Source organism: Phenylobacterium montanum (assembly GCF_018135625.1).
Classification (GTDB): domain Bacteria; phylum Pseudomonadota; class Alphaproteobacteria; order Caulobacterales; family Caulobacteraceae; genus Poindextera; species Poindextera montana.
This window is the reverse complement of the sequence record NZ_CP073078.1, coordinates 1091300-1111893: the sequence shown is the minus strand read 5'-3', so window position 1 is coordinate 1111893 and position 20594 is coordinate 1091300. Positions and strand designations below refer to the sequence as shown.

Annotated in this window: 18 protein-coding genes and 1 tRNA gene; 11 read left to right on the top strand and 8 right to left on the bottom strand. The window is 67.4% G+C overall.

Translation table 11 applies throughout. From position 1 onward, the window contains the following. Window positions 1–442 precede the first annotated feature (442 nt). Window positions 443–685, bottom strand: a complete 243-nt coding sequence (locus tag KCG34_RS05070) for a DUF2188 domain-containing protein (protein ID WP_211939306.1) — start codon at window positions 683–685, stop codon at window positions 443–445. Window positions 686–1038: 353 nt separating this feature from the next. On the opposite strand from KCG34_RS05070, the gene KCG34_RS05065 reads away from it, so the two are divergent. The 3 genes from KCG34_RS05065 (at window position 1039) to KCG34_RS05055 (ending at window position 4391) form a co-directional block, all read left to right on the top strand. Then, a complete protein-coding gene (locus tag KCG34_RS05065; protein ID WP_211939305.1) occupies window positions 1039–1479 on the top strand; it encodes a YciI family protein in 441 nt (146 codons plus the stop codon). 126 nt (window positions 1480–1605) lie between these two features. Next, a complete protein-coding gene (locus tag KCG34_RS05060) occupies window positions 1606–2544 on the top strand; it encodes a homocysteine S-methyltransferase family protein (RefSeq protein ID WP_211939304.1) in 939 nt (312 codons plus the stop codon). Window positions 2545–3035: 491 nt separating this feature from the next. Then, the gene (locus KCG34_RS05055) at window positions 3036–4391 is read left to right on the top strand and encodes an MFS transporter (protein ID WP_211939303.1); all 1356 of its coding nucleotides are present in this window, start codon (window positions 3036–3038) and stop codon (window positions 4389–4391) included. A gap of 143 nt (window positions 4392–4534) precedes the next feature. On the opposite strand, the gene KCG34_RS05050 is transcribed toward KCG34_RS05055, so the two are convergent. After that, window positions 4535–4624, bottom strand: a tRNA-Ser gene (locus tag KCG34_RS05050). Window positions 4625–4804: 180 nt separating this feature from the next. Between KCG34_RS05050 and msrA the strand changes: the two genes are divergently transcribed. The 3 genes from msrA to KCG34_RS05035 are packed head-to-tail and all read left to right on the top strand — an operon-like array spanning window position 4805 to window position 7938. After that, window positions 4805–5467 carry a peptide-methionine (S)-S-oxide reductase MsrA gene (gene msrA, locus KCG34_RS05045; protein ID WP_211939302.1) on the top strand — a complete coding sequence of 221 codons (663 nt, stop codon included), beginning with the start codon at window positions 4805–4807 and terminating at the stop codon, window positions 5465–5467. Further along, window positions 5464–5838 carry an MmcQ/YjbR family DNA-binding protein gene (locus tag KCG34_RS05040; protein ID WP_211939301.1) on the top strand — a complete coding sequence of 125 codons (375 nt, stop codon included), beginning with the start codon at window positions 5464–5466 and terminating at the stop codon, window positions 5836–5838. Before msrA ends, KCG34_RS05040 begins: the two co-directional genes overlap by 4 nt. A 33-nt stretch (window positions 5839–5871) precedes the next feature. Beyond that, entirely contained in the window at window positions 5872–7938 is a 2067-nt protein-coding gene (locus KCG34_RS05035) for a phosphocholine-specific phospholipase C (RefSeq protein ID WP_211939300.1), read from the top strand. Here KCG34_RS05035 and KCG34_RS05030 read toward each other — a convergent pair. Then, window positions 7935–8072: an entericidin A/B family lipoprotein gene (locus KCG34_RS05030; protein ID WP_211939299.1), complete on the bottom strand. Its 138-nt coding sequence runs from the start codon at window positions 8070–8072 to the stop codon at window positions 7935–7937. The two genes, KCG34_RS05035 and KCG34_RS05030, sit on opposite strands and share 4 nt — an antisense overlap. Window positions 8073–8225: 153 nt before the next feature. Between KCG34_RS05030 and KCG34_RS05025 the strand changes: the two genes are divergently transcribed. Together KCG34_RS05025 and KCG34_RS05020 are read left to right on the top strand one after the other, a co-directional pair. Beyond that, entirely contained in the window at window positions 8226–9635 is a 1410-nt protein-coding gene (locus KCG34_RS05025; protein WP_211939298.1) for an amidase family protein, read from the top strand. Window positions 9636–9734: 99 nt separating this feature from the next. After that, window positions 9735–10286, top strand: coding sequence for a hypothetical protein (locus KCG34_RS05020; RefSeq protein ID WP_211939297.1), 552 nt, complete (start codon window positions 9735–9737; stop codon window positions 10284–10286). Window positions 10287–10295: 9 nt separating this feature from the next. On the opposite strand, the gene KCG34_RS05015 is transcribed toward KCG34_RS05020, so the two are convergent. Both KCG34_RS05015 and lepA read right to left on the bottom strand, forming a co-directional pair. Then, window positions 10296–11435: a response regulator gene (locus KCG34_RS05015; protein ID WP_211939296.1), complete on the bottom strand. Its 1140-nt coding sequence runs from the start codon at window positions 11433–11435 to the stop codon at window positions 10296–10298. A 449-nt stretch (window positions 11436–11884) separates the two neighbouring features. Then, a complete protein-coding gene (lepA, locus tag KCG34_RS05010; RefSeq protein ID WP_211939295.1) occupies window positions 11885–13690 on the bottom strand; it encodes a translation elongation factor 4 in 1806 nt (601 codons plus the stop codon). Between the two features lie 134 nt (window positions 13691–13824). Between lepA and KCG34_RS05005 the strand changes: the two genes are divergently transcribed. Continuing rightward, window positions 13825–14292 carry a hypothetical protein gene (locus KCG34_RS05005; protein ID WP_211939294.1) on the top strand — a complete coding sequence of 156 codons (468 nt, stop codon included), beginning with the start codon at window positions 13825–13827 and terminating at the stop codon, window positions 14290–14292. A 10-nt stretch (window positions 14293–14302) separates the two neighbouring features. On the opposite strand, the gene KCG34_RS05000 is transcribed toward KCG34_RS05005, so the two are convergent. Further along, the gene (locus KCG34_RS05000; RefSeq protein ID WP_211939293.1) at window positions 14303–15511 is read right to left on the bottom strand and encodes a hypothetical protein; all 1209 of its coding nucleotides are present in this window, start codon (window positions 15509–15511) and stop codon (window positions 14303–14305) included. Window positions 15512–15733: 222 nt separating this feature from the next. Further along, a complete protein-coding gene (locus tag KCG34_RS04995) occupies window positions 15734–16738 on the bottom strand; it encodes a hypothetical protein (RefSeq protein ID WP_211939292.1) in 1005 nt (334 codons plus the stop codon). Between the two features lie 498 nt (window positions 16739–17236). Here KCG34_RS04995 and ftsZ point away from each other — a divergent pair, with 498 nt between their 5' ends. Together ftsZ and lpxC are read left to right on the top strand one after the other, a co-directional pair. Beyond that, on the top strand, window positions 17237–18832 hold the full coding sequence (ftsZ, locus tag KCG34_RS04990) for a cell division protein FtsZ (protein ID WP_211939291.1): 1596 nt from the start codon (window positions 17237–17239) through the stop codon (window positions 18830–18832). Between the two features lie 132 nt (window positions 18833–18964). Continuing rightward, window positions 18965–19861, top strand: coding sequence for a UDP-3-O-acyl-N-acetylglucosamine deacetylase (gene lpxC, locus KCG34_RS04985; protein WP_211939290.1), 897 nt, complete (start codon window positions 18965–18967; stop codon window positions 19859–19861). Window positions 19862–19882: 21 nt separating this feature from the next. Here lpxC and KCG34_RS04980 read toward each other — a convergent pair whose 3' ends face one another. Further along, window positions 19883–20530, bottom strand: a complete 648-nt coding sequence (locus KCG34_RS04980) for a glutathione S-transferase family protein (protein WP_211939289.1) — start codon at window positions 20528–20530, stop codon at window positions 19883–19885. Between the last annotated feature and the right edge of the window lie 64 nt (window positions 20531–20594).

Sequence of the window (20594 nt, the reverse complement as noted above, 5' to 3'; positions counted from 1 at the left end):
GCCATCTGGGTCTGACATCCGTCTCGGGACCGTCGAAAGTTCGAGCTTCCGCGGTCGCTGACGAGGCGGGCTGGCTGCGCCGCCGGGCCAGCGTTTGGGACGTTAGTTCGCTCGCCGCCATGAGCGAGATTGAGCAGAGCTCGGGCCAGATCATCCAGATCATCGGGGTGATCGACGAGATCGCCTAAGCGCCGCAAACCCGCCGTTAGCAGTGCCGGCGCATTGCCGGTCTGAACGGAGAGTTTGCAGAGCCAACTGAAGTTCTGCTTGTGGCGCATTCTCGCCACTCGGTGCGCGGTCCTCGCCGATACCGGCGGCAAGGCCGGCAATGGCGGCAATCGCGGCGCCGGTCCGGATCGATCGGTCCCGTCATGCTGAGGCGCTCGGCTGCCGCCACGGGGACATCTGAACCTGACGCCTGTCCAGGGTTACCTGAATTTGGCTAACCATCCCTAACGTCGGTGTCCGGCCGATCGGAGCCCTGGACCAGTTCTTCATGCCACCGGCCGGCGACATCCTCGTAGGAAATCGCCGCCTCTTCACCGGAAATGCGCTGTTCGCCTGCAGCGCGCTTGGCGGCGGCGCGGGCGGCGTCATGGGTCGGGAAGGTCTCCGAATAGGCTCCAGCGACCCGATAGGCCCAACCGCCGTCGTGCTCCACGATGTGATAGATGACTTTCACCATGGTCGCTCCCTGTCGGACGCCAGCCCATAGGCCGGGAGGCCCCCTCGGCTGAGGCGTTGCAACCTAGACCTCCCAGTACCTTCCCGCCAGAGAAGGAGATGAGTCAGCGGCCCTTTTGATAGGGCGCAAGAGATCGGGGCGACCAAGCTGAACGGAGCAAGCAAGGCGGTTCGCCAATAGCTGTCGTTCCATGGCGGCCGGCCGATGAGCAAAAGGGTGAGGACTCACCGTCTGCAGCGGAGACGACGCCAAAGGGGGCTTATTGATCTCGGCCCGCAAAAATCCTCCGTCGCAAGTGTCGGAGGGTCAGGCTCTGGTTCGTCCTGCGGTGGAAATCAAGCTGGAGATCCAAGATGCGCTACCTGATGATCGTGAAGGCGACGCCGATGTCGGAACGCGGCGAGTTCCCCCCAAACGCAGAGAAAATGTTCGCCGACATGGCGGCCTTCAACAACGAGATGATCGCCGCGGGCGTGATGCTGGACGCCGCAGGCTTGAAGCCCAGTTCCGCCGGCAAACGCATCCGCTTCGAGGGCCGCGGGAAAGCTATCCTCACGGACGGCCCCTTCGCCGAGACCAAGGAACTGATCGCCGGCTACTGGGTGATCCAGTGCAAGGACATGGACGAGGCGCTGAGTTGGGCATGCCGAGCGCCCTTCGAAGACGGCGAGGTCGAACTGCGCCCGTTCCACGAGCCGGAAGACTTCGAAGGCCTGGTGCCGGATGAGGTCATGGCCCAGGAACAGGGCTGGCGGGCCGAGCAGGCGCGCAAGTCGCCGAAGGCTCCGGCTTGACCGGCCTGGCGCCGCAGATCTGCGCCGTCACAATGGCGAGCCCAGTGAGCCTGTGATTGATGGTCGGCGTTGATATCCATGTCGGCCGGCAATATTCACTGTCGTTCATCTCCCGGGAGCCGCCGAATGACCGCCATCCGCATCCTCGACGGCGGCATGAGCCGCGAGCTCGCCCGCCTCGGGGCGCCGCTTCGCCAGCCGGAATGGTCAGCCCTGGCGCTGATCGAGACGCCCGAGATCGTCCGCCAGGTTCATGCCGAGTTCATCGCCGCCGGGGCCCGGGTGATTTCCACCAATAGCTATGCCTTGGTCCCCTTTCATATCGGAGAGGAGCGCTTCTGGCAGGACGGGCCGGCGCTTATCGCCTTGGCGGGCCGCCTGGCCCGCGAGGCCGCCGACGCTGCGCGGCCGGATCGCAGTCCCTTAGTCGCCGGCTCCTTACCGCCGATCTTCGGCTCCTACGAGCCACAGAATTTCGATCCCAACCGCGCGCCGGCATACCTGAAAGTGCTGGTCGACAATCTGGAGCCTCACATCGATGTCTGGCTCGCGGAGACGCTCAGCCTGATCGCCGAAGCCGAAGCAGCGCGCGCGTCCGTGGCGCATACGGGCAAGCCACTCTGGATTTCGTTCACCCTGGACGACAGCGCCGCAGCCGAGCACGCACAGCCGCCGCGCCTGCGCTCAGGGGAGACGGTTGCGGAGGCGGCGAGCTGGGTCGCCGGCTCCGGGGCGCAGGCCCTCCTGTTCAATTGCAGTCGACCGGAGGTCATGGCCGCTGCCGTCGAGACCGCCGCGCGGGTCTTTAGAGAGCTGGGCGCGGACCTTGAGATCGGTGTTTACGCCAACGCCTTTGAGGCCTCGCAGGAGGAGGGCGGGGCCAATGAGACCCTGCACGCGGTTCGCACTGACCTGACCGGCGACGCTTACAGCGTCTTTGCTCGCCGCTGGACGGAGGTCGGCGCCACGCTGATCGGTGGATGCTGCGGGGTCGGCGCGGCGCACATTGGGCGCTTGTGTGGGGCGCTCGCGCCGACGGCGCGAGAGGTCTCAGGGACGACCTGATGGGGCGGGGCAACAGGTGCGCCATTGGCCCGCCTGGGGAGACACAGCCCGCTCAGGCAGACAGGGCTCGCTAGAAGCCGACATTCGAGCGGGTCGCCTATTGCAGCGCCAGATCTTCTGAAGCGGACATCGGGATTGGGGATTTTTGACTCATCTCTGCCCTTGGGAAAGGCCGCTTCCGGCGCCAGCGCCTGGTAGCCTGGCGGCCGTCATTTTATGGCTCTCCGGTGCGCCCCCTCGTGGCTCAGCGCAAGTATGTAGCGAGAAGCTGTGAACATTTTTGACCCAGCCCTACTGACGTCACGGTGACGACGGTATGTGGTCCCCGCTCATTGGTTGGCCCCTCTGAGCGCCCACTCGGCTGCCAGGACGATGTTCTGGCAGCCCCCTTGGGGCGCTGCTCGCCAAAAGGCGAGATCCCGGAGAGGCTGCCAAAGTCGAGCTTGTTTCCATATTGCCGACATTACGAGGCCAAGGGGGGAGGGGGAGCGTTGACTGAGTCCAGTAAGCTAGGCGACGAGCCGCTCGGCCTGCGCGGCCGCAACTGGCGCATTTTCAGCTATTTCGCGCCCTTAACCCTGCTGGTCTCCCTCATCTCGCCCCACGGCAATCTCGCCGACATCGCGGTCACCTTCATGCTGAAGGACAGGCTGCATGCTTCCGCGACGCAGGTGTCCCTGTTTCGTCTGATCGTCACCTTGCCGCTGCTGGCGTCGATGCTGGTCGGACTCGCCCGCGACCACTGGAACCCACTGGGGTGGCGTGACCGGGGCCACATGCTGATCTTCGCGGCGCTGACGGCGGCCACCTACATCGCCCAAGGGGCCGCGCGCCTAAGCTTCGCGAGCCTCGTCGCCGGGATGCTGTGCGCCAACATCCTGATGCTGTTCGTGAGCGGGGCGCACCAGGGGCTGCTGGCGCTCATCGGCCAGGAAAACCGGATGTCCGGTCGCCTCGCCGTGGTCTGGCAGACGATATCCTATGTGCCGATCGTGGGCGGCTCATTCCTCGGCGGTGAGTTGGCCGAACGAATGTCGCCTTCGGCCACCTTCCTGATCCTCGGCGCGGCCTCTATGGCGCTGATGCTTTTCTCGCTCTGGAAGCCGGCGGCGGTGTTCGATCACGCCTATGATCAACCGGCCGCCAAGGCAGGGCGCCTCTGGGAGGATGTGCGTCGGCTGCTGCGCTCGCGGGCGATTTATGCGCCGATCTTGTTGCCTTTCCTGTTCAATTTCTCGCCGGGGTTCGTCACGCCGCTCCAGTTTCACATAACAAATGAGTTGCATGCGCGACCCTCCGTCTATGGCGACTTCTTCTCGCTCTATTTCGTCGGCTTTACGCCGCTGTTCCTGCTCTATGGGTGGCTGCTGAGCCGGGTAAGCTTTCGCGTGTTGCTATGGTCCGGGCTGGCGATCGGCGGGCCAAACGTTGCAATTCTGCCCTTCATCCATTCTCCCGACGTATTGCTGGCCGCCGCCGCCCCGATGGGGGCCTGCGCCGCCATCGGCTGGTGCGCGATTTGCGATTTGGCGATCCGCTCGTGTCCGCGGGGACTGCAGGGCACACTAATGCTGCTGGCCGCAGCCGCCGGCGTGCTCGGCTATCGGTTCAGCGATGTGCTGGGCGCCCGGCTCTATGACCTTGCTCCCGGCTCCGGCTTCACACTCGGGATCGTGATTTCGGTCATTGCGACCCTGCTGTGCCTTCCCGTGGTCCTGCTTGTGCCGCGTGATGTCATGGATATCCGCGAAGGCGCCGAAGCAGCCACGACCGAGGTTGTGGAGCCGAGAGTCGCCGTTCGCACCGCAGGCGACGGAGCACTGCTCAACAGCGAAAAAGCGCGCTGACTCTAACGGTCGCTGGAGGCGCAACTCGCTCGTTCGCCTCGACAGCAGGTCGCCGTCTTTCCTGTCGTCCCGAGTCGGCGCCCTAAGGCAGAGCCTGCTTCCCTAAAGCTGACATTGCGATCGGCATGGGAGGGTGACGACCGTGGCGGTGAGAGAGGGATTCGAACCCTCGATAGAGTTTCCCCTATACACGCGTTCCAGGCGTGCGCCTTCAACCACTCGGCCACCTCACCCCAAGGACCAGCCGGCGGACCGGCCTCGCCCGCCGGCTGGTCAGGGCCGGCGCGGGAGGCGGGCAATATACTGATCGGGCGGGGTTGGACAACATTTTCTGTTCGGGCGTTGCAAGGCGTGGCGTTCGGCCGCGCGCGGACTATGTTTGGGGCCCGTTCGCCCCATCGGAGCCGTCCGCCATGTCCTTCCTGAAGATGCTCGAACTGCCGACGGCCGAGACCGCCCTGCCGGGGCGGCCGCACCCGATTCCGACGGCAGCGGATCATTTTGTGAACGGCCGGCCGCTGAAGGGGCCTTATCCCGTGGGAACCGAGCTGGCCCAGTTCGGCATGGGCTGCTTCTGGGGCGAGGAGCGACGGTTCTGGAGCGTGCCGGGGGTGTGGGTCACGGCGGTGGGTTATGCCGGCGGCCTGACGCCCAATCCGACTTACGAGGAGGTCTGCTCCGGCCGCACTGGCCATGCCGAGGTGGTGCTGGTCGTGTTCGACCCCAAGGTGGTGAGCTACGAGGCGCTGCTCAAGGTGTTCTGGGAAGGGCACGATCCGACCCAGGGCATGCGCCAGGGCAACGACATCGGCACCCAGTACCGCTCGGCGATCTATGCCTATGGCGAGGCGCAGGCCAAGGCGGCGGAGGCCTCGCGCGCGGCCTATCAGGCGGCGCTGAGCGCGCGCGGCTATGGGGCCATCACCACCGAGATCGTTCAGGCTCCGACCTTCTACTTCGCCGAGGACTATCATCAGCAGTACCTGGCCAAGAACCCGCACGGCTATTGCGGGGTGGGCGGCACGGGCGTGAGCTGCCCGATCGGCCTGGGCGTCGCGGCCGGCGGGGCCGCGTGAGGTTCGAGGATTTCGAAGCCTTCTGCCTCACCCTGCCGGGCGCGGTGCTGTCGGTGCAGTGGGGCGACGAGCACGTCTACAAGGTGGGCGGCAAGATGTTCGCCGTGGCCGGCGGCTTCGGCGGCGGTCGCGGGGTGACCTACACCTTCAAGGCGTCGGACATGGCCTTCGAGCTGCTGGTCGAGGAGGGCTTCGCCCGGCCGGCGCCCTATCTGGCGCGGGCCAGGTGGGTGCAGCTGCTTTCGACGGACAGCTTGCCGGAGGAGGATCTACAGGCCTATGTGCGTCAGGCCCATGCGCTGGTTGTCGCAAAGCTGACGCGGGCCGTGCGTAGTGAGCTTGGCTTGGGCGAATCGCGGGCGGGGGCTTAGGCGCACTACGCCGGCCGGCATCGAGGAATCAGAATGACCGCGGGGGCGGGCGACAGGCGAGACTTTCTGAAGCTGGCGGCCGGCGCCGCCCTGGGCGCCGGCGCCTTGCCGCCGGCGATCGCGCGCGCCCTGGCGACCCCGGCCAGCCGCGGCAGCGGCACGATCCGCGATGTTGAGCATGTGGTGATCCTGATGCAGGAGAACCGCAGCTTCGACCACTATTTCGGGACCCTGCGCGGGGTGCGCGGGTTCGGCGACCCGCGGGCGATCGGCCTGCCGGGCGGCCAGTCGGTGTTCCTGCAGCCGAAGAAGGGCGGGCAGGGGAGCGTCGGGCCCTTCCGCCTGGACAGCGACGCCACCCGGGCCCAGAGCCTGTTCAGCCTGGACCACAGCTGGAAGGGCTCGCACGCGCGCTGGAAGCGGCACGACGCCTGGGTGACGGCCAAGGGGCCGCTGACCATGGGCTATTTCACCCGCGCGGACCTGCCGTTCTACTATGCCCTGGCGGACGCCTTCACGGTCTGCGACGCCTATCACTGCTCGGTGTTCGGGCCGACCAATCCGAACCGGCTCTACCTGTTCAGCGGCACCAGCGGGTTGGCGTTGGGCGATCAGAGCATCACCGTGGTCGACAACACGCCCCTGGAGCTGAACGAGACGGCCGACCCGGCGCGCGATTCGCCGAAGTTCGACGGGTTTTCCTGGCCGACCTATGCGGAGCGGCTGCAGGGGGCGGGGGTCAGCTGGAAGCTCTATCAGGAGTACGACAACTACGGCGACAATGGCCTGGCCTATTTCAAGAGCTTCCGCGGCCTGGAGCCGGAGCATCCGCTGTACCGCCGCGGACGAGCCTGGGCGCCGGGGTCGACGTCGGAGAACGCCAAACAGACCTCCGGCGAGCCGCTGGTGGCTCAGTTCGCGGCCGACGTGGCGGCGGGAACGTTGCCGCAGGTGTCGTGGATCGTGGCGCCCTACAGGCTGTGCGAACACCCCGACGCCAGCCCCGCGGAGGGCGAGCACCTGACCGCGCGTCTGCTGGAGGCCCTGACCGCTCATCCTGAGGTGTGGTCGAAGACGGTGTTCATCCTGAACTATGACGAGAACGACGGCTTCTTCGACCACGTGCCGCCGCCTCTGCCGGCGGCCGGGACCGCCCTGGGCAAGAGTACGGCGTCAAGCGACGGCGAACTTTATCACGGCGAGCCCATGGGGCTGGGGCCGCGGGTGCCGATGCTGGTGGTCTCCCCATGGACCAAGGGCGGATTCGTCAATTCGGAGCTGTTCGACCACACCTCGGTAATCCGCTTCCTGGAGGCGCGGTTCGGAGTGCGCGAGCCGCACATCAGCCCCTGGCGGCGAAGCGTGGCTGGCGACCTGACCAGCGTGTTCGACTTTGCCGGAGCAGGCGCGTCCTGGACCGGCGGCCTGCCCGACGCCTCGGTCGAACCGGCGCGGGCGGCCAAGGCGCGCAAGCTGCCAATGCCCAAGCCGGCAGAAGGGACCCAGGCGATCCCGCGGCAGGAGCCGGGCCAGCGGCCGGCGCGGGCCTTGCCCTACGCCTTCGAGGTGAAGGCCCAAGTCGGGGCGAAGGACTTGGCCCTGACCCTGTCCAACACCGGCAAGGCAGGGGCGACGTTCAACCTCTATCCGGCGGGGGTGGGCGAGCCGCGCTTTTATACGGTGGGCGCGGGCAAAAGCCTCGATGACCGGGTGGTGTTCGAGGGCGAGGCCTATGATTTCAGCCTGCACGGGCCAAACGGCTTCCTGCGCGGCTTCCGAGGGCGAGCGGCGCAGGGCTGCGAGGCCCATGCCCGGTTCGATCCCGCGACCGGGCGGCTGCTGATCACGCTGAAGAATTCAGGGACGGGGCCAGCGCGGCTCGAGGTCGCTCCGCGGGACTATCTGCACGCGCCGGCCCGACGGCATCATTTGGCGCCTGGAGCCGAACTTGTCGACGCCTGGGACCTGAAGCCTTCGCACCACTGGTACGATTTCGCCATCACCAGCGCACACGACCCGGGCTTCGAGCGCCGGATCGCGGGCCATGGCGAAGACGGGCGGCCGAGCCTGAGCGACCCGGCCTTGGGACGCCAAGTTTAGTGCTTGGCGTCATTGGCGGTGTTGGTCACCGCATGGCCGGCGGCGCTGATGTCCTTGCCGGCGCCTTCGATGGTGTTGCAGGCCGAAACCAACAGGGCGACGCCGGCGGCGGCGAGAACGAGAAACTTGCGCATGAGGCTCTCCAGTCTTGGGCCGGCCCGGCCGGTCCCTATCGGGCCCCTGTGTAGCTAGGCCCGGGCCAAGGTTCAATCCGGCCAAGGCGAGGCTTCCCCTCCAGGCGCGCGGCCCCCATGTTGCGTTCACAACAAGAACCGAGGAGACCGTCCATGCCCGCTTCCGACCTGTCCGTTCTGGAAAGCTACCCAACGGCCACGGCCACGGAACTGGTCGAGGCCCTGGCGGTGGGCAAGGTCAGCGCAGCGGATCTGGCCGAGGCCGCGATCGCCCGGATCGAGGCGCTGGACGGCGCGATCAATGCGGTGGTCGCGCGGGACTTCGCCGGCGCCCGGGCTGCGGCCAGGGCGGCCGACGAGGCCTTGGCGCGCGGCGAGCGGCGGCCGCTGCTGGGCCTGCCGATGACGGTCAAGGAGGCGCACCACACGGTGGGCATGCCCACCACCTGGGGCTTGAAGTCCTCGGAAGGCTGGGTCGCCGAGGCCGACAGCGTGGGCGTCGAGCGGCTGAAGGCGGCCGGGGCGGTGATCCTCGGCAAGACCAATGTCCCCCCGCACCTGGGCGACTGGCAGAGCAACAATCCGGTCTATGGCCGAACCCTCAACCCGCACGATCATGCGCGCAGCCCAGGCGGCTCGTCCGGCGGCTCGTCGGCGGCCTTGGCGGCGGGCATGGTCCCCCTGGAGTTCGGTTCGGACATCGGCGGGTCGATCCGGGTTCCGGCGCATTTCTGCGGCGTGTTCGGGCACAAGCCGAGCTGGGGCCTGGTCCCCACCGCCGGCCACAGCCCGCCGGGCATGGTGGGCGGGGCCGAGGTTCCGTTCGGCGTGGTGGGGCCGATGGCGCGTTCGGCCGCCGATCTCGAGCTGGCCTTGAACGTGTTGGCGGGGCCGGCGGGCATAGAGGCCAAGGCGCTTCGGGTCGAGCTTCCGCCGGCTCGCGCGGCGCGGCTCTCGGACTATCGGGTGCTGGTGGTGGATCGGCATCCTCTGGCCAGGACCGGGCGGGACGTGCTGTCGGCGTTGCACGGCCTGGCCGATCGGCTGGAAGCGGCGGGCGCCAAGGTTTCGCGGCGGAGCGACAAGCTGCCCAATCTCGCCGCCGCCCACGGCTTCTACATGAACCTCCTGGGCGTGATCATGAACATGGGCGCCCCCAAGCGCGAGGGCGGGCCGCCGCCGCTGACGGCCGAGGAATGGGTTATCGGCCTGCACGCGCGCGAGAACTTCCGCAATCAGTGGGAAGCGCTGTTCGAAGACTTCGATGTGGTGCTGGCGCCGCCGTTCGGCACGGCGGCCTTCCCGCACGAGGATCGGCCGCAAGGCGAGCGAACCCTGACCATAGACGGCGAAGAGGTTCCCTATTTCAGCCAGCTGGCCTGGCCGGGCGTCGCCACCTTCCCTGGACTTCCGGCGACCTGCGCCCCGATCGCCCGCACCCACGAGGGCCTGCCCTTAGGCGTGCAGATCATCGGCGGCTATTGGGAGGATCGGACCACTATCGGCTTCGCCGGCCTGATGGAGCGGGAGTTGGACCTGAGGGCGATCCTACCGTCGTCATAGGGGAACTGGCGGCCTGAACCGGTCGTTGTCAAAAGGCCGGTGTCACCCCTGTGGAAGGTTTCGCCGGCTTTGGGAGAGAAACTCCGCGAGGCGACGAAAATGGACACGACGACAATCATGGTGATTCTGGCAGTGGTCGCCGTATTGGCGATCATTGTGGCGTTCACTATTCAGCGGCGGCGCAGCGCGAAGCTGCGCGAGCGTTACGGAGCCGAGTATTCCCGGGCTGTGGTCGAGGCCGGCGGCCGGCGCAAGGGCGAGGCGGAACTGGCAGGCCGCGAGAAACGGATGGAAGCTTTCTCGATCCGTCCGCTGTCGATCCTCGATCGCGAACGCTATGTCGGCTCCTGGCGGATCGTGCAGGAGGAATTCGTCGACGATCCGGCCAAGGCTGTGTTGCACGCCGACCAACTGGTCGAGGACGTGATGTCCGCCCAGGGCTATCCGATGACCGATTTCGAACAGGCGGCGGCCGACCTTTCGGTCGACCATCCTGTGGTGGTGCAGAACTATCGCGCCGCCCATGAGATCGTCAGACGGCGGCGCGAATCCCGCATAGGCACCGAGGACCTGCGCCAGGCCATGATTCACTATCGGACCCTGTTCGACGAACTGGTCGATCAAGGGTCGGGCAGCGTGGCGACCGCCTAGCGGATGGGATCAGCCGAGGCCGCGTGCGGCGCGGCAACGGACGATGGCGGTGACCAGGTCCTGGGTGGTGTAGGGCTTGGAGAGGTGGCCGTCGGCGCCCGACGCCTTCGACATGGCGATGTCGGCGGCCATGGCCCGACCGGACACCGCCAGGATCGGCGTCTCGGCGCGCGCGTCGGTCCGGGAGCGGATCCGGCGGATGGCCTCGAAGCCGTCCATTTGCGGCAGCTGCAGGTCCATCAGGATCACGTCGAAATCGTCCGCATCCAGGGCCTGCAGCGCCTCGCGCCCGTTGATCGCTTCGATCAGCTGGCAGCCGTAGGGCGAAAGCAGCATCTGCAGCAGGTCGCGGTTCAGGTCCATGTCCTCGACCACCAGCACGCGCAGGCCGTTGAGGGCGTTCTCGTCGAAGTCCTTTGGCGAGCGGCCTCTTGCGAAGGCCGAGTCGACCCGCGCCAGGGGTAGCCGCAGGCGCAGGGTCGCCGAAAGGCGGGCCGGCGGGCGGGAGGTCGAGAGGCCGATGGCGGCGGCGAGAATCTCCGGCCCGAGGACGAGGCTCAGGGTGGAATCGATTTCGATCTCGTCGGTGGCGCCGGTGTCCACCGGTTCGCCGCCGCCGCCCCGTTCGAGGGTGACGGTGATGTCGGCGACCAGGCGGCTGTCCATGCGGCGCACCCGCTGCTGCAGGCGGATGGTCGAGACGCCTCGCGCCTCTGCCGCCACCTGCAGAAGCCGGCCGAGCACCTGCCCGAGGCGGTGTGGCTCGCCGACGACCTGTGGCGCGTCGTGGGAAGCGGGGTCCAGGACCAAGGCCACGCCGCGAGCACGGGCCGTGGGCAAGGCGTCCTCCAGGGCGGCCTGGATGAGGCTGGCGATGGTGAAGGCGCGGGCGCTCCAAAGGCCGGGGGCGTCCGGCGCGCGGGCCGCCCGCATCGCCGCCTCGCCGGCTTCGATCAGTTGCATGGCGGCTAGGTCGCGCCGACGGAAGGTCTCGAAGCCTTCGAGATGACTGGGCAGGCTGCTCGCTCGCCGCGAGGCGGGAGCGAACGAGGCCGGCTCGTCCAGGCCAGCGATACGGGCGCGGCGCTGGGCGTCCAGGTCAAACGTCGCTGCGCCCCTATGGTCCCGCGACATGGGGATCCTGCGCATGTCGAGCCGCTCCTTCGGTCCGGCCAGAGTCGGGTCTGGCAGGGGCGAGGATTGCGCCGAGCTTCCTAACATAATCTTTCCAAGATCGGAGCTTGGCAGTAAATGAAACGGACCTGGCCGTATTAATACGCATTCTTAGCTACATTACGGTTAAGCTGTGATTGTTGTTTCTCAGTGGTGACTTTCAGGTCACTCCGAATTCGCGTCGCGTTAACCGCGTGAATTAGCGCTGTTTGGCTCCGTAAATTGAAATCGAGTGCAGCAATATAGGCTTTTGCGCGCACGATTATCAAATGTTACGGTGTGAAAACTCTGTGGAGTTTGATGGGCTGTGCCGCATTGATCCTGTTTAACCCTAATAAGTCACAGCGCTCCGCCAGCTCGCGAAGGGCTCGCCAGCAGAACGCATTGGAACTTGTTGGGTTCAATGGGATCGCGAGAAGGCGAGCCTAGTCGGCGTCCATCTTCAGCGCCGCGATGAAGGCTTCCTGCGGAATCTCCACCTTGCCGAACTGGCGCATCTTCTTTTTGCCCTCTTTCTGCTTGTCGAGCAGCTTGCGCTTGCGGGTCGCGTCGCCGCCGTAGCACTTGGCGGTGACATCCTTTCTGAGGGCGCGCACGGTTTCGCGGGCGATGATCTTGCCGCCCAGCGCCGCCTGGATCGGGATCTGGAACATGTGCGGCGGGATCAGGTCCTTCATCTTCTCGACCATGCCGCGGCCGCGGGCCTCGGCGCGGGTGCGGTGGACCAGCATGGAGAGGGCGTCCACCGGCTCGGCGTTGACCAGGATCGACATCTTTACGAGGTCGCCGGTGCGGTATTCCTCGATCGAGTAGTCAAAGCTGGCATAGCCCTTCGAGATCGACTTCAGCCGGTCGTAGAAGTCGAACACCACTTCATTGAGCGGCAGGTCGTAGACCACCATCGCCCGGCTGCCGACATAGCTGAGTTCGCGCTGGTTCCCGCGGCGGTCCTGGCACAGCTTGATCACCGCGCCGAGATATTCGTCGGGGGTGAAGATGGTGGCCTTGATCCAGGGCTCGGCGATCGAGTCGATCCGCACCGGATCCGGCAGATCGGCGGGGTTGTGCAGGTCGATGGTGTCGCCATTGGTCAGGGTGATCTTGTAGACCACGCTTGGAGCGGTCGCGATCAGGTCGAGATTGAACTCGCGCTGCAGCCGTTCCTGGATGATTTCCAGGTGCAGCAGGCCGAGGAAGCCACAGCGGAAGCCAAAGCCGAGCGCCGCGCTGGTCTCCATCTCATAGGTGAAGGAGGCGTCGTTCAGGCGCAGGCGGCCCACCGCGGCGCGCAGGTCCTCGAAATCGGCGGCGTCGACCGGGAAGAGGCCGCAGAAGACGACCGGCTGGACTTCCTTGAAGCCCGTGAGCGGCTCAGGCGTCTGGCGGCGCTCATCGGTGATGGTGGCGCCGACGGCGGCGTCGGCCACTTCCTTGATCGAAGCGGTGATGAAGCCGACCTCGCCAGGGCCGAGCTGGGCCACGTCGGTCGCCTTGGGCTTGAACACGCCGATGCGGTCGACCTTGTAGGTGGCGCCGGTCTGCATCATGCGCACCTGCTGGCCGACCTTGAGCACGCCGTCGAACACGCGCACCAGCACCACCACGCCCAGATAGGCGTCGTACCAGGCATCGACCAGGAGGGCCTTCAGCGGCGCGGCCGGGTCGCCCTTAGGCGGGGGCAGGCGGTGAACGACGGCTTCCAGCACCTCGTGGATGCCGATCCCCGACTTGGCGGAGCACTCCACCGCGTCGGAGGCGTCGATGCCAATCACGTCCTCGATCTGGGCCCGCACGCGGTCGGGCTCGGCCGCGGGCAGGTCGATCTTGTTCAGGACCGGGACGATCTCGTGGTTGTTGTCGATGGCCTGGTAGACATTGGCCAGGGTCTGGGCCTCGACGCCCTGGCTGGCGTCCACCACCAGGATCGAGCCCTCGCAGGCGGCCAGGGAGCGGGAGACTTCATAGGCGAAGTCGACGTGGCCGGGGGTGTCCATCAGGTTCAGGACATAGGTCTCGCCGTCGTCGGCCTTGTATTCCAGGCGCACGGTCTGGGCCTTGATGGTGATGCCGCGCTCGCGCTCCAGCTCCATGGAGTCGAGCACCTGCTCCTTCATCTCGCGCGCGGTCAGGCCGCCGGTCTCCTGGATCAGGCGGTCGGACAGGGTGGACTTGCCGTGGTCGATATGGGCCACGATGGAGAAGTTGCGGATGTGCGAGAGCGGCGTCGTCATGGCGCGTGCGTCTAGCACGAATTGCGCTTTGAGAACCCCCTTCGCATTGACGCGGCGCGCCGGGGAGGCGAGGGGTGCGCGGGCAGGCGCGCGCCGGAACGGTTCCGGCGCCGGCCTTGACCCCAGGACCCGCGATGACCAGCCCTTCCCGCGCCAAGTCCCGTCGCCGCAAGTTTCCCTATGCCGCGGTCGGCACAGGTTTCTGCGTCGTGGTTTCGGTCGCGGCGGCGGCGGGCCTCTGGATCGGGCATCGCAATTCCCAGATCGCGGAGGCTCAGGCCTGGGCGCCGCCGGGGCCGGCCTGCCCGGTGATGACCCGCCAGGCCTATCTGGCGCTGGGCGCCATGGCCTCGCACATTTCTCATTATGACGGGGTGCAGTTCGGGCGCGGCTATGGCGCTGTGGCCTGCAACGAGATCGCCGACCATGGCGGGCGCGGGCCGGGACGGATCCCGGTCTGCCAGTTCAACAACCCGACCACGCTGGAGGTGGTGACCGCGCGCGGGGACTTCCTCTACTTCCCCCAGGTCAAGCCGGCGGTGGTGACCATTTCGGACGGTCGGCCCACCTGCGTCGAGAGTGCGGGCGAGGGGATGCCCTGATCGCGGCTCGTTACTGCCGTCCCGCCGTCGCCGCCACGGCGACAGGGACGGCGTAGGTGTCAGGGTCAGTTGCCGATACGCCGGAGTTGGGCGTGGAGGCCATGCTGGCGGGCTGGGCCAGGGGCGCGCCGGCGCCGTCGCGCAGGCAGCGGCCGGTGTCCTTCAGCGCGTGCTCGGCGATGCAGTAGACGTCCTCGTAGTGGGGACCGGCGACGGCCAGGCATTGATAGAGGTTCAGCTTGGCCGCCTGCATGCAGCCGGCGCTGTCGCGCACCTTGGTCAGACCGGTCGATTCCAGCTCCTCGCGGGTGGCGCGGCCGACCAGGGCCAGCACCGCCAGGGTCATGCCACGCTGGACTACAGGCGTGTAGCCGGGGGCGCCCCCGGGGGCTGAGACGGTCTGGTCGCGCAGGGCGGCGGCGACCTTGAACAGTTGGCTGATATCGTCGGCGCTGGGACTGACCGGCGTGCTGGACAGGGCTTTGGCCTGGGCCAGGCGCGCAGGGGCGTCGGCGGTCATCTGCCGGGTCCAGTCGTCGTGCTGCATATCGTAGGAGGCTTGGCGCAGCTTCTTCCCGCTCTCCCCGACCTGATCGGCCTGCCAGCCCAGGACGGCGTTGACGCGCAGGGCCGCGCCGTCGGCGCCGGGCAGGCTGGCGACCTTGGCCGGGTCAGCTTCGAGGGTCCGCACCAAGGCGTCGGCGGCTTCGGGCGTCGAGGTCGCGCGGCGCACCCCTTCGACGAAACCTGCGTCCTGCAGGGCCACCAGGGCGGCGTAGGCCACCGAGCCTTCGGCCAGCTGATCGGCCTGGTAGGCTTCCGAGGTGGCCATGGCCGCGGAGACGGCCCCGCCGTCGGCGAAGTGGTCGTCTATGGCGGCGGCGTGGGCGACGAAGGTGGCGTAGGCGCTGGCGGCCTCGATCACCTCGCGCGGCATGTGCGGGGCGGGGGCCGGGCGCGCCTGGGCGTCCAGGTATTCGGGGCCGGGCGCGTTGACGGCCTGTATCGCCGGCGGCGGCGCGTCATGGGGCGCGGGCGCAGGGACCGGAGCAGCATTCGGGGCTGGGTTCTGCGGGTAGGCCGCAGGCGCGTCCTGGGTCAGGCTGGGCGCCGGCTCGGGCGGCTGGGCTGCTTCTGACTGGGCGCAGGCGAGGCGGCCCGCGCCGCCGATCGCCAGAGCCAGGACCGAAGCGAAGGTGACGCGAACTACCGATTTCATGGGTGTCAGCTCCCTGCGAGCGGACTAAGCTATGCAGTATTCGATCGGTCGAATGCTGTACTGTCCGGACCGTTCATCATTATAGTTTTTAATATGTGTCAGGCAAAGATTGTTGCGAATGTTCGGCCTACACAAATAGATGATTGAACCGGTTCAGCGGTATTGGGGTATCCATCTCTTCTAGCATATTGCGCAGCGCGTTCTCGGCTCTCGATCTGAGGTTCAGTGGCCGGCCTGCGAAGCATAGGCGATAGGGACGGCATAGGACTGGGAGCGGTCGGCCAGCGCCGCTGTGCTGGCGATCCTGGCCGGCGCGCCGGCGCCTTCGCGCAGGCACTGGCTAGTCTCCTTCAGGGCGTGCTCGCCCATGCAGAAGATGTCTTCATAGTGCGGGCCGGCCACCGCCAGGCACTGGTGCAGGTTGAGCCGGGCCATCAGCATGCAGTCGGCCGGGCCGGCGCGAACGCGCAGCAGGCCAGCGTTCTCCAGCTCCGCGTGGTCGGCGCGGCCGAGGATGGCCAGGGCCGCGAGCGTCAGGGCACGCTGGACGACGGGGGTGTAGCCGGGCGGATCGCCGGCGGGGGCGCCGGCATAGGCGGGCGGCGCGGCCGCCACCTGGAACAGGTGGGCGACGTCGTCGGCGGTGGGCTTGACCGGCAGGTCGGCGAGCTGCTTGGCAAGGGCCAGGCGCGCGGCTCCATCCGGAACGGTCGCCCGCGACCAGGCTTGATGCTGGATGTCGTAGGCCGACTGCTTGACCCGGCGCCCGGTCTCGGCCAGCCGCTCGGCCTGGGCGATCAGGGCGGCGTTGATGCGCGAGGCGGCGGCGTCGGCGCCCTCGACGGCGGCCACCTGGCGCGGATCGGCCTCCAGGGCGCGGACGAGGGTTTCGGCCTGGGCCGGATCGGCGCCGGCGCGGCGGACACCCGCGACGAAGGATGGATCCTGCATGGCGATCAGGGCGGCGTAAGCTGTCGCGCCCTGGCCCAGCTGCTGCGGCTGCCACGTCTCGGAGGTGACCATGGCGGCGCGGATCGCCTCACCGTCGGCGAAGCGGGGTTCGATGGCGGCGGCGCGCTCGACGAACATCTGATAGGCGCTGGCCGCCTCGACCACCTCGCGCGGCAGGCGGGCGCCGCCGCCCTCCTGGGCCAAGGCCGCATCGGACTGGCCGATGAACAGGCCGGTCGCCAGCAGCGCCAAGATCAGTCGGGTCGTCCTGCGCATGGTCGCCACCCCTATGAACTTGCCCAGGACACGGCTGTCCGATTGCAAATTCAATAAATATCGAGCTTAAGGCCGCTTAACTATGTGGCATATAGCGCATCCGTGCAGCGCTATACCGTATTCATTCGGCCAGACGTTGTATTCGCCGCAATCCTGCAGGCCTTGGCGGTGCATGGCCCCATGGCGTACGCAGCGGCGCGACTCGAAGCCGGGGCGAAAGCGCCCAGGGACTTGGCCTTTCGTCCAGCGATTTTAACCATGCGCTAACAGATTCTTTCGCGCATTTCGCCGCAGGGCCAAGGTGACCTGCGGGCGGAAAACGCTAGCGAATCAACGATTTTTTCGGTCAGCCTGGTCGACGAGGTCCCGACTCACGGTATGGGTTTTAACCTTCGATTAACAACGTTGGGCGTTCGATCAACGTAACGATTGGTTAAGTCCCGGCGGGCGGGTCGCCGGTTCCTAGCCGACATGCTGACGAACGAAGCAGGGATAGCCATGGCCATTCATCTCTCGGCGCCGCGCCAAACCGAATTGAAGCCGCGCATTGTCGTCTTCGGCGTCGGCGGGGCCGGGGGCAACGCGGTCAACAACATGATCGAGGCCGGGCTCGAGGGGGTCGAGTTCGTCGTCGCCAACACCGACGCCCAGCAGCTGCAGTTCGCCAAGACCGAGCGGCGCATTCAGCTCGGGGTCACGGTGACGCAAGGGCTCGGCGCCGGCGCCCATCCCGAGATCGGCATGTCGGCCGCTGAGGAAAGCGGCTCGGAGATCGGCGAGCATCTCGACGGCGCGCACATGGTGTTCATCACCGCCGGCATGGGCGGGGGCACCGGCACCGGGGCGGCGCCGATCATCGCCAAGTGCGCCCGCGAGCGTGGCATACTGACGGTGGGCGTGGTGACCAAGCCCTTCACCTTCGAAGGCCGCCATCGGATGCGCCTGGCCGATGCGGGCATCGCCGAGCTGCAGCGCTATGTCGACACCCTGATCGTCATCCCGAACCAGAATCTGTTCCGCGTCGCCAACGAGCGCACCACCTTCGCCGAAGCCTTCGGCATGGCCGACCAGGTGCTGCATTCGGGCGTGCGCTCGATCACCGACCTGATGGTGCTGCCGGGCCTGATCAATCTCGACTTCGCCGACGTGCGTACGGTGATGACCGAGATGGGCAAGGCGATGATGGGCACCGGCGAGGCCGGCGGCGAGGACCGCGCCCTGATGGCCGCCCAGAACGCCATCGCCAATCCGCTGCTGGACGAGGTCTCGCTGAAGGGCGCCAAGGCGGTGCTGGTCAACGTGACCGGCGGCCTGGACATGACCTTGCTGGAAGTCGACGAGGCGGCCAACGCCATCTCGGACCAGGTGGATCCGGAAGCCAACATCATCTTCGGCGCCGCCTTCGATCCGGCCCTGGAAGGCAAGATCCGCGTGTCGGTGGTCGCCACTGGCATGGACGGCTCATCGATCTCGGCCATCGAACCCAAGGGCCGCACCACGGTCAGCACCGCGCCGCTGAACAGCCGCGAGCCCGCGCCCGCCCCGGCGCGGCAGCAGACCTATGTGCAGAGCGCTCAGCCGGCGCCGCGCACCCTGACGCCCTCGCCGCAGCCGGCCAGCTACGGCGATCCGCGCCGCGGCGCCTACGACGCCGCGCCGGCGGTGCAGCCGGCCCCTGTCGCGCAGGCCGCGCCGGAGCCGGAAATTCAAGCGCCAAGCTACGCTCAGGTCGATCTCTACGAAGACCAGGCCCCTGCGGCCGCCGCTCCGGCCGAGCCGGAACGTCCCGCGACTCGGAGCGAGCCCGAACGTCCCGCGGCCCGCGAAGTCGAGGACGCCCCCCTGTTCCCCGACCGCCCGATCGGCGGCGAGGAGCGGCATCACAGCAAGGGCGGCTGGCTCAGCCTGTTCGGCGGCCGTCGCCAGGCGGAACCGCCGCCGCCGCTGAGGGATTACCGCAACGATCCGTCCCCGGTGCTGCAGGCTCGCACCCAGGCCCAGGCGCAGCCGGTTCAGCCGCCGCTGGAGGATGAGCATCTGGACAATGGCGACGAGCTGGAGATCCCGTCGTTCCTGCGTCGACTCGCCAATTAATCAGCTGGAATCAGCGAGTTAGCTGGTTACAAAGCGAAACATCAGTTGTGTTGATGCGACGCGGCAGCGGCCTTAGGGCTTAGCTGTCGCGGTGCGTTTGGAGCGCCGGACTCGAGTAAGAGGGTTTCGGCCTTGGCGTCATCCGCGTTCTTCCAGCACACCCTCGCCGCCGCGGCCGTGTTCGCGGGGCCTGGCCTGCATACGGGCCAGTATGTGCGCGCGGCGGTCAAGCCGGCGCCGGTGAACGCGGGCCTGGTGTTCGTGCGCAGCGACGTGACCGATCGCGACAACCGTATCCCGGCCCGCGGCGAGGCCGTCAGCCAGACCCGGCTCGGCACCGTGGTCGCCAACGCCTCCGGCGTCAGCGTCTCCACCGTCGAGCACCTGATGGCGGCCCTGGCGGCCCTGGGCGTCGACAATGCGGTGATCGAGTTGGACGGCCCGGAAGTGCCGGTGATGGACGGTTCGGCCGAGCCGTTCGTGGACATGCTGGATCGCGCGGGCCTGCGCCAGCAGGGGGCGCCGCGCCGCTATATCGAGATCCTGGAGACGGTCGAGGTGGTCGACGGCGACCGCCGGGCGGCGCTGATGCCCGCTGACCGCTTCGAGATGAGCTTCGCCATCGACTTCGACACCGGCGCCATCGGCCGCCAGCAGGTCGAGTTCGTCATGGACGAGACCACCTTCCGCGACGAGATCGCCGACGCGCGCACCTTCGGCTTCGTGCACGAGGTCGAGGCGCTGAAGGCCGCCGGCCTGGCGCGCGGCGGGTCGATGGACAATGTGGTGGTGATCGAGGGCGACACCGTGCTGAACCCCGAGGGCCTGCGCCGCCCGGATGAGTTCGTGCGCCACAAGGCCCTGGACGCCCTGGGCGACCTCTATCTGGTCGGCGCCCCGATCATCGGCCGCTTCGAAGGCGAAAAGTCCGGCCACGAGATGAACAACGCCCTGGTCCGCGCCCTCCTGGCCCGCCCGAAGGCCTGGCGCGAGCGGCGGTATGCCGAGGTGCTGGCGGAGGCGGTTTGACTTAGATCGGCCAAGGCCGGTTCAGAACGAAAGCCGCCCCTTCAGGTCGTCGAAGGGGACCATGACGTGCTCGCGATAGGCGGGCCGGTCCTGTAGGCGGGCGTACCAGGCCGCCACGTTCGGCAGGTCGGGTCGCTCGATGTCCAATCCATAGTAGCGATAGAACATCGACCCGGCGGCGATATCGGCGAGGGTGAAGATGTCTCCGGCCACGAACGGGCGGCTGGTCAATTCGCTATCCAATAGTCCCATCAGGGTCCCGCAAGCGGCGAGGCTGCTACGGATGGCGGCGTGGTCACGCTGGGCCTCGGGGGTGCGGTAATAGCCCCAGAATATGCCGCCGACGAAGGTGGGCAGGAGCGCGGTCTGGGCCCATTCGATCCACTTGTCGACCTGGCTCTGGGCCTGGGGTGCGGCCGGCCAGAGGCGACCGTCGCCATAGCGGGCGGCCAGATAGCGCAGTATGGCGTGGGATTCCCAGACTACGAGATCGTCGTCCTCGATCACCGGCACGCGGCCGTGCGGGTTCAGGCGACGGAAAGCCGGCTCGTCCAAGCGGCCGAACGGGCCTCCGGCGGGCTCATGACGATAGTCGAGGCCGAGCTCGCCCACGAGCCAGAGCACCTTCTGCACATTGCTTGAATTGCGCCGGCCCCAAACCGTCAGCATGGGCTTCTCCTGGGCGATATCACCTGCGATCCTAGCCTGCGCTAGGCGGCCCGGGAAAGATCTG

Coding starts and splice junctions, on each gene's coding strand:
- KCG34_RS05070 (WP_211939306.1), bottom strand. CDS start 685: ATGGTGAAAGTCATCTATCACATCGTGGAGCACGACGGCGGTTGGGCC.
- KCG34_RS05065 (WP_211939305.1), top strand. CDS start 1,039: ATGCGCTACCTGATGATCGTGAAGGCGACGCCGATGTCGGAACGCGGC.
- KCG34_RS05060 (WP_211939304.1), top strand. CDS start 1,606: ATGACCGCCATCCGCATCCTCGACGGCGGCATGAGCCGCGAGCTCGCC.
- msrA (WP_211939302.1), top strand. CDS start 4,805: ATGTCCTTCCTGAAGATGCTCGAACTGCCGACGGCCGAGACCGCCCTG.
- KCG34_RS05035 (WP_211939300.1), top strand. CDS start 5,872: ATGACCGCGGGGGCGGGCGACAGGCGAGACTTTCTGAAGCTGGCGGCC.
- KCG34_RS05030 (WP_211939299.1), bottom strand. CDS start 8,072: ATGCGCAAGTTTCTCGTTCTCGCCGCCGCCGGCGTCGCCCTGTTGGTT.
- KCG34_RS05025 (WP_211939298.1), top strand. CDS start 8,226: ATGCCCGCTTCCGACCTGTCCGTTCTGGAAAGCTACCCAACGGCCACG.
- KCG34_RS05020 (WP_211939297.1), top strand. CDS start 9,735: ATGGACACGACGACAATCATGGTGATTCTGGCAGTGGTCGCCGTATTG.
- KCG34_RS05015 (WP_211939296.1), bottom strand. CDS start 11,435: ATGCGCAGGATCCCCATGTCGCGGGACCATAGGGGCGCAGCGACGTTT.
- lepA (WP_211939295.1), bottom strand. CDS start 13,690: ATGACGACGCCGCTCTCGCACATCCGCAACTTCTCCATCGTGGCCCAT.
- KCG34_RS05005 (WP_211939294.1), top strand. CDS start 13,825: ATGACCAGCCCTTCCCGCGCCAAGTCCCGTCGCCGCAAGTTTCCCTAT.
- KCG34_RS05000 (WP_211939293.1), bottom strand. CDS start 15,511: ATGAAATCGGTAGTTCGCGTCACCTTCGCTTCGGTCCTGGCTCTGGCG.
- KCG34_RS04995 (WP_211939292.1), bottom strand. CDS start 16,738: ATGCGCAGGACGACCCGACTGATCTTGGCGCTGCTGGCGACCGGCCTG.
- ftsZ (WP_211939291.1), top strand. CDS start 17,237: ATGGCCATTCATCTCTCGGCGCCGCGCCAAACCGAATTGAAGCCGCGC.
- KCG34_RS04980 (WP_211939289.1), bottom strand. CDS start 20,530: ATGCTGACGGTTTGGGGCCGGCGCAATTCAAGCAATGTGCAGAAGGTG.